Source organism: Priestia sp. VA7, from assembly GCF_055710015.1.
This window is the reverse complement of the sequence record NZ_JBVQPN010000011.1, coordinates 60,331-67,822: the sequence shown is the minus strand read 5'-3', so window position 1 is coordinate 67,822 and position 7,492 is coordinate 60,331. Positions and strand designations below refer to the sequence as shown.

Below are 7,492 nucleotides of genomic sequence, written 5' to 3'. Positions count from 1 at the left end.
ATCCTAAAAATAGTGAACTAAAAAGAAAAATATAATATCCAACTATAAGAGAAATTGGGAAAGGATTAACCTTCGTAAATAACAAAAAAATTGGTAATACACTTACCACTACGCCTCCTAATGCTACCTGCCAACGAGAAGAATCTCCTTTGATTAGATAAAAAAAGAGTAAAAAAATCATAAATACACTAAAAGATATACTAAGAATTAAGATTATTTTTGATTTCAAATTTCCACCCCATTTGTCAAAAAGGTTCTTCTTCGAATAAGCACTATATAGCTAGCTCCTAAGCTACAAGGAATCCAGTTTTCTCTATATTTTTGATAAATAATAAATGTATATACTCTTATTGAAAAAACTTTAAAAGTTGTACTGGAATGAATGGAGAACAAAAGAGCATTCTTTATGTCAAAAGAGAAAATAACAGCTTAAAAAGCAGAAAATCTCCCTTCGATTGGAAGAGAGTTTTTCTGCTACATTTATTGTTTGGACGATGTTTTGTGACATCATGAGTAGTTTACTCAAAGGTTGCAGCTATGCAACCTTTGCATAGCAAATTTGCAATATTTCTTTGCATAGATATTTAATATGTTCCAAAAAACACCATTATGTTAACTAAAAACCTATATCGTATACACATTGATTTTCAGCTATATTATTAATAAAAAGGTTTGATATTACATCATAATCTGTAATTTAGCAGGAAATTCAGTTTCTACTTTTTTATAGTTTATTTTTGTACTCTAACTGTACATTTTTAAATTTAATATCTGTAAGTAGAGGAGGAAGCGTAGTTGTCTAACCTTCCTTCGTATGATCAAAGCCATTTTATTACTCAATTGGACCAAGCATTTGTTGAGCCATATCTTTATACTCCTGCAATCCAGAGCTTTCAGCGAAAGCAGCAACAGTAATAGCCTGTGTGGTTGCCAATTCTAAGATATGTTCTTTCATAAGTGGCCAAGTTTTTCCGCCTGCCTTCTCATAAGCTGTAATAGCTTTTGTCAGCCCTTCTTCACCTGTAAATAAATAGTGAGCAAGAAAATCACGAGATACATCTGTAACGGCTACTTCAGTCCAATCAATTAAGCCAGTAGCCTCTGATTGGTTATTAATTAAAATATGTCCTGGATGAACATCACCATGGCTAAGGCCAGTATGATTTGGCCACATATCAGCATTGTCCACCCATGCCTGCCAACGATTCCATAAATCCTCAGGCACCTCATATTCATCTTTTACTTTCTGCATTTTTTCTTTCATTAACTCTCGTGCTTCAGTTGCCGTATAGATTTTAATACCAGCATCCTTTACTAAGTTTGTTGGCAATTGATGTAACTCTGCTAACATGCGTCCAAACGATTCATGGTAAGAGGACGGAACATTTTCTATATTTAACACCCACTCATAATTTTGAATTTCAGGATTAATGGTACCCGCAGGCACCCCACCTAATGCTTTGTAAGCAACCAACTCATCGGTGAAAATTTCCCAATATGGGGCTTGAATGTTTGTATATTGATTTATAGCATCTAAAACCATCTTTTCTTGATGAGCTTTTGCCATAGAATCAGGTCTACGCGGGACTCGTAAAATCCATTTTTCCCCCTGCTCATCTTCTACATGTGCAACTTGAAAATCCAAGCCTGATTCATTTAATTTCATTGTTTCTTCGACTACGTCTAAGCCTTTTCTTTTCGCTAATTCTTTGATTTCTAGTTTATTCATAAGAATTTTCCTCCCCTAACTTTCTAGGTTTTTTTCGTTTTGTTTTGGTCGTTGCTCTTTTTTATTTTCTCTAGCTCTGCTTCTTAAAACCAATGATATCAATTATTGGTTATTTATGGGTATAATTGAGCGTTTTGAAACACAAACAAGCTGCAGAAATCTCTGTCCGCAGCTTAAAGTAAACAGTCATTAACCATACATGTACTCAATATTATCTAGAAAAAAACTAAACGATGGATTATTGAAGGAAAAAGAGCACATTTTTAGGCATAACAAAAGAAAGATAGATAAATCCACCTTCCCTCATGTCACATATCACTATGTCCGTTGAAGATTATTAAAAATGGGCAGACTGATCCTGTTTACTCTGCCAGTATTAAACAGAGCCTTTGAACGTATTAAATTACTTGTTCAAAGTACGGATACGTAATCTCACAGAAGCAGTCATTTATTAATAATCCTCCTTATTGTAGAATGTTTTCATTTTATATTATGAAATAATTATTTTCAATCCCCCTATTATGGTGCAAATCTATTTTATCTAAAACGTATAGAAGTTCTAGGGAGTAATGTTTATACCAGGAACAAAAATATGAGGTGATACTTACCAAGAGAAATTACTTTCTAAAGATTTCAATTAATGTTTTCCTGCTAACATCCCTTACGCTAACTAGAAGTATAGAAGATATTCACTTTAATTTATATACATATGTTACAGTTTAATCATAAAGAAATTGAATAAGGAAGGGAGTAATAAATTTGTTAGTGGATCTACATTTAGAGGATGAAATGGAACCTTCAGTAGCTCTTTTATATGCAACCGTGGCTGATACATATAAACGATTAAAGCTTTTAGTAAATGATGTGGATCAAGAAGAATTATTCTTTAAGGGTCCAAACAATGAGATGAATAGTATTGGACAATTACTAAGACATTTAGCTGTTGTTGACTTACATTGGGTTTATCGTTTTAAGGATCAGTCTATACCATTGAGTGTTCAAAAAGGATATGGTCCTTTGATTGAATTGACAGGTCAACTTCCTTCTGTAAAAGATACAACGATTGTAGATTTAGTAAATAGTTATGAAAAAGTTCAAATGATGTTTCGTTTAGAATGTATCAAGTTATCGGAAAAAGATTTAACCAAAGTTGTTTCATACGAAAATGGACAAACAGCAACCATTCGTTGGGGGATATGGCATATAGCAGATCATAGTCGGTATCACCAAGCTCATATCGGCTTATTAAAGAAGTTATATAGACACAAATAAGTTACTGCTAACACAAATTAGACTCCTTTGTTCTACTAAACAAAGGAGTCTATACGAACAACTATCATCTAAAAAGCTTAAATGATTTTAGCTGGCGTGATATGTTCAATCCAAATAATTCCGTCATACTGTTCTTTCAGTATCATTTCTTCCTTTAAGAATCCCCAATAAAGAGCAATGCGAGGGGTGTATATCCAGGATGTTCTTTTATTATATGGGGCATGAAGAAAGTCAACAAATAGGGAAGAGTGTTTCCCATACTTAAGCAGTGCTTCTAAGCCAGTAGGGTCTTTCTCTCCATTTACAGGTTTAACCGTTTTATTATCGCTACTATCTAAACTTGCTCCAGAATAAGCATAAATACCAATGGTATAGGTTTGTCTTTTGAAACTATCAGGCAAGTAATCACCCATATTATTGAGGAAGTTTTGCCCATATTCAGCATATTTCACTTTAGAGTTATTTTTTCGTACATGATAATTATGTCCCCATACAATTATTTTTTCTGTTGGATACATTTCTTCTGCAAGGTACTCAAGGTTTTCGGCCATCATTCGATCCCGTAAAACCATCGGATGTTGCTCTACATCATAAATAGGTATGTCATGAGCAACGTTCCAATTAGGTAATTCATATCTCATAAGTGTCTCTTTTCTTAATTTCAAAGATTGTAACAGGATGTCTACATCCTGTTCTTGTTGAGGGCTTAAAATTGCCAATTCCTTTCTATGTTCCTCCACGAAACGCTCTAAAGTGCTGTAGTTTTCATTAATTTTGGCTTGTTCTTGAACAAAATTGTCTTCTGTTTTTTGATCTTGTAATTTCATCATGCTTTCCTCAGTTTGTTTAAACAAATCAGCCTTTGAAATGTCCACTTGTTTGATCCATTCATAGGTTGATTTCGTAAAAAGGTTGCCCATTACCTGAATATCAAATCCCGTTAGTGTAAGAGGGTCTCCTTTTTTTTCTTGTTCTTGGAGATATTTAAATAGATCTGCTACTTCTTGTGTATACCAGACGCCAAAAATAGAGCGTTTCATGAGTTCTGTAGAAGATAAATCATGTAATTGACGGTATGCACTGTTAGTCTCCGCGAAGCCAGATTCAAAGGCCAGAACATCATAACCCAATTCTTCATGGAGGTATTTAATGAGTTCCACTTTTGTAGCACTCATTTCATTTGATCCATGTGTAGTTTCACCTAACTGGACGATACGTTTCCCTTTTAGCACTTTCTTTAAGAACTTTAGATGCTCTTTCCTCGAATTTTTAGTAGGTTCTAAGGAATAAGAATTGGTTTTAATCCATTGTTTCCACTTCTCAACATCCTTTTCGTTCGTGTCTGCAAATGTCGGGGATGTTAAGGTACAAAATAGAAAACACATTACTATAAAACTTAGAAAACACCATTTCACTTTTTGATTCTTCATAGTTTCCTCCCAGTGTAATGACTTCATTCATAGTTTAATTGGAAATTATATGTAAATCCAGCGATTTGTATATTAGTGTAAGTTATATCTATTTATTCGATCTCTAATAAAAGCGAATCCTTGTTTGACATAGCTTCCTTTTGGTAAATTCTTAAAAATTAAATTAGGTAAACTAGTAGTAAGGAACATATACATAGTAATTTGACTTCCTGTTATCTATACTATGGTATAAAAAGGAATTGTTTTTGTATGTGGAATCATACTTTTCTTTATATTTTGAGGAGGAACTATAATGAACAGTCATTTAACAGAGAAAATTTCAGATATTCATAAGTCAAATAATTTTTCAGGTTCCATATATGTTCAACAAGAAAAAGAAATTTTAGCTAATATAAGTTACGGATTTGCTAATCGTTCGGAAGAAATAAAAAATGAGTTTGATACTCGATATGGTATTGCTTCAGGGAGTAAAATTTTTACTGCAATCGCTATCTGCCAGCTTGTTCAGGCAGGAAAACTTTCCTTACATTCTTATGTAAAGGATTGTCTTAGTATAGATATTCCTCATCTTGATTCTACAATTACTGTTCATCATTTACTAACCCATACTTCTGGAATATCAGATTACTTTGATGAAGAGATCATGACCAATTATGAGGAGCTCTGGATTAAAAGTCCAATGTACAAAGTAAGAGAGTTAGAGGACTTCTTGCCACTTTTTAAAGACAAACCTATGAAGTGTTCTGTTGGGAGTAAATTTCATTATAATAATGCTGGATATATTTTGTTAGGCTTAATTATTGAACAAGCAAGTAAACAAACCTTTAGCAACTATGTCGAAGAGCACATATTTAAACGAGCCTCTATGGACGCCGGTTATTTTGAGATGGACTCTCTACCAGGAAAAGTCGCTCTTGGATATATTGAAGATTTAAACAATACATGGAAAACAAATATATATTCTATTCCAGCAAAAGGGGGGGCAGATGGCGGAGCATACGTAACTGCGAAAGATATGGTTCAGTTATGGGAATCTTTAATGAGATATGAATTACTCAATGAGGAAATGACGAAGTATTTGCTTACTCCCCAAATCCAAGTTGATGATACGACTTATTATGGATATGGTATATGGATAAAAAGAGAGAAAGAAAAAGCACTAAAGTATGTCTTAATGGGATATGATCCAGGTGTTAACTTTAGGGCTTTATTTTATCCCAATAATGACCTCAAAATCGTGGTTTGCTCTAATAAGTCTGAAGGAGCATTTGATATGATTAGTTCAATTGAAAAGGAACTTATTAAATAAAGGAAACTTATATACCTTTAATACCGGTAATGTCTATAGATAATTATAATTAAGTTGATCAGGGTAGAAATGAAATGGGGGAATATGTCATGTACAGAGATGTTAATACTTTTCCGTTAATTGAAACGGATAGGTTAATATTAAGAAAAATTGTAAAGGATGACGCGAACCATGTCTTAAAATACCTATCCGATAAAGAAGTAATGAAATATTACGGATTAGAACCTTTTAAAACAATTCATGAAGCTTTAGAAGAGATCTCTTGGTATGAATCAATACTAAATAAAAAAACTCGGATAAGGTGGGGAATGACCCTTAAAGGAGAAGGAAAAGTTATTGGTAGTTGCGGCTTTCTTAATAGGGTTCCTCAGCATTATCGAACTGAAGTTGGTTATGAATTAAGCAGAAATTATTGGGGTTATGGAATTGCGAGTGAAGCACTGGAAGCTGTAATAAGGTACGGATTTAAATATTTCAAGTTTCAAAGGATAGAAGCTTTAATAGAGCCTCTTAATATCCCCTCGCAAAAGTTAGTAGAAAAACAGGGCTTTATTAAAGAAGGATTATTGAGGAATTATGAGTTTACTTGTGGTAAATTTGATAACTTATATATGTATTCTTTATTAAAGCAAGACTTTGATAAACTTCAAAAAAAGAAATTAAGTATGTAACTAAATGTATGTCCTTTTGGAGTGCCGACTCTGCACATTATGGTAACTAGACTTGTATATATTCTAAAAAGAAACTAGGCTTTTTCACTGTGTTTACCTTTTGTACCAAAGTAATTTGTCCCAATGACTCCTGCAATAATAATAATGGCCCCGACTAGATGATAAAGGTGAAATTGTTCTTTCAAAAAAATTACTCCTGCCAAGATTGTAATGAGTGTAGCAAAATTACTAAAGACACTCATTTTAGATGCTTCTATTTTTGATAAGGCGTAATTAGAAAGATAGGAAGTAACTAAAGATGATAATAAACCTAGATAGGCAATTGCAATCATAAAATTCAGATGAAGAAAAGGCTGTATAAATTGGTGGATAGTGTTATTCATAAGATGATTTGTCAATGCCAAACCATTAAAGATAATAAAGCCAAATAAAGTCATGATATATGTGATAGCGAATAAGGAATATCGTTGAGTTAAATTTCTAGCACATACATTGTATAGGGACGATACAAGTGCAGAAAGTAAAATCAATCCAGTTCCTAGTAGACTAGTATTTTTATTTTCTATATCGTTCATATACATAATATATATCACACCTACTACCGAGAAAATAATAGCTACCTTTTGGCCTAATGTAGATGTTTCTTTTAAAAATATGCTCGCAAAGATTAAGGTGAAAATTGGGATTGTTGCTTGAATAATTCCAGCTTCAGATGATGATACATTTACTAATCCAAATACCTGAAAGGCAAAAAAGAGAGTGGGGTATAAAATAGCTAACAAAACAATGATCCCTATATCCTTTTTGGTTACTTTTAATGCTTTTTTCGCCAGTACTTTTAAGGTGGTAACCCCTATAAAAGCAATAGTAAATCGATGTGCTAGTGCATCAAAAGGTGTAGCAATAGTTAATGCAACTTTGACAAACATAAATGACAATCCGATAATAATGGCATAAGTAAGTGCAGCTATATATGCTCTTTTCTTTTCAATCATGTGAATAACCTCCTTTAGATTTTATCCGGCCGGTTATCACTATAGTAAGAGAAACTAACAATATCTACGATATGAAAAATACACAT

6 protein-coding genes and 1 pseudogene are annotated in these 7,492 nt (G+C 33.0%); 3 read left to right on the top strand and 4 right to left on the bottom strand.

Going from position 1 to position 7,492, the window contains the following annotated elements:
• Both AC0C45_RS27070 and AC0C45_RS27065 read right to left on the bottom strand, forming a co-directional pair.
• Window positions 1-229, bottom strand: a pseudogene (locus AC0C45_RS27070) (membrane-spanning protein); the annotation flags it as partial.
• A 603-nt stretch (window positions 230-832) separates the two neighbouring features.
• On the bottom strand, window positions 833-1,729 hold the full coding sequence (locus tag AC0C45_RS27065; protein ID WP_237894526.1) for a macrolide 2'-phosphotransferase: 897 nt from the start codon (window positions 1,727-1,729) through the stop codon (window positions 833-835).
• A 789-nt stretch (window positions 1,730-2,518) separates the two neighbouring features.
• On the opposite strand from AC0C45_RS27065, the gene AC0C45_RS27060 reads away from it, so the two are divergent.
• The gene (locus AC0C45_RS27060; protein ID WP_237894609.1) at window positions 2,519-3,001 is read left to right on the top strand and encodes a DinB family protein; all 483 of its coding nucleotides are present in this window, start codon (window positions 2,519-2,521) and stop codon (window positions 2,999-3,001) included.
• Between the two features lie 77 nt (window positions 3,002-3,078).
• Here AC0C45_RS27060 and AC0C45_RS27055 read toward each other — a convergent pair whose 3' ends face one another.
• Complete coding sequence (locus AC0C45_RS27055; protein ID WP_237894527.1) at window positions 3,079-4,431, bottom strand: erythromycin esterase family protein; 1,353 nt, start codon at window positions 4,429-4,431, stop codon at window positions 3,079-3,081.
• Window positions 4,432-4,723: 292 nt separating this feature from the next.
• Here AC0C45_RS27055 and AC0C45_RS27050 point away from each other — a divergent pair, with 292 nt between their 5' ends.
• Together AC0C45_RS27050 and AC0C45_RS27045 are read left to right on the top strand one after the other, a co-directional pair.
• On the top strand, window positions 4,724-5,740 hold the full coding sequence (locus AC0C45_RS27050; RefSeq protein ID WP_237894528.1) for a serine hydrolase domain-containing protein: 1,017 nt from the start codon (window positions 4,724-4,726) through the stop codon (window positions 5,738-5,740).
• A gap of 89 nt (window positions 5,741-5,829) precedes the next feature.
• On the top strand, window positions 5,830-6,411 hold the full coding sequence (locus AC0C45_RS27045) for a GNAT family N-acetyltransferase (protein ID WP_257064533.1): 582 nt from the start codon (window positions 5,830-5,832) through the stop codon (window positions 6,409-6,411).
• 74 nt (window positions 6,412-6,485) lie between these two features.
• On the opposite strand, the gene AC0C45_RS27040 is transcribed toward AC0C45_RS27045, so the two are convergent.
• Complete coding sequence (locus AC0C45_RS27040; RefSeq protein WP_237894530.1) at window positions 6,486-7,406, bottom strand: DMT family transporter; 921 nt, start codon at window positions 7,404-7,406, stop codon at window positions 6,486-6,488.
• Between the last annotated feature and the right edge of the window lie 86 nt (window positions 7,407-7,492).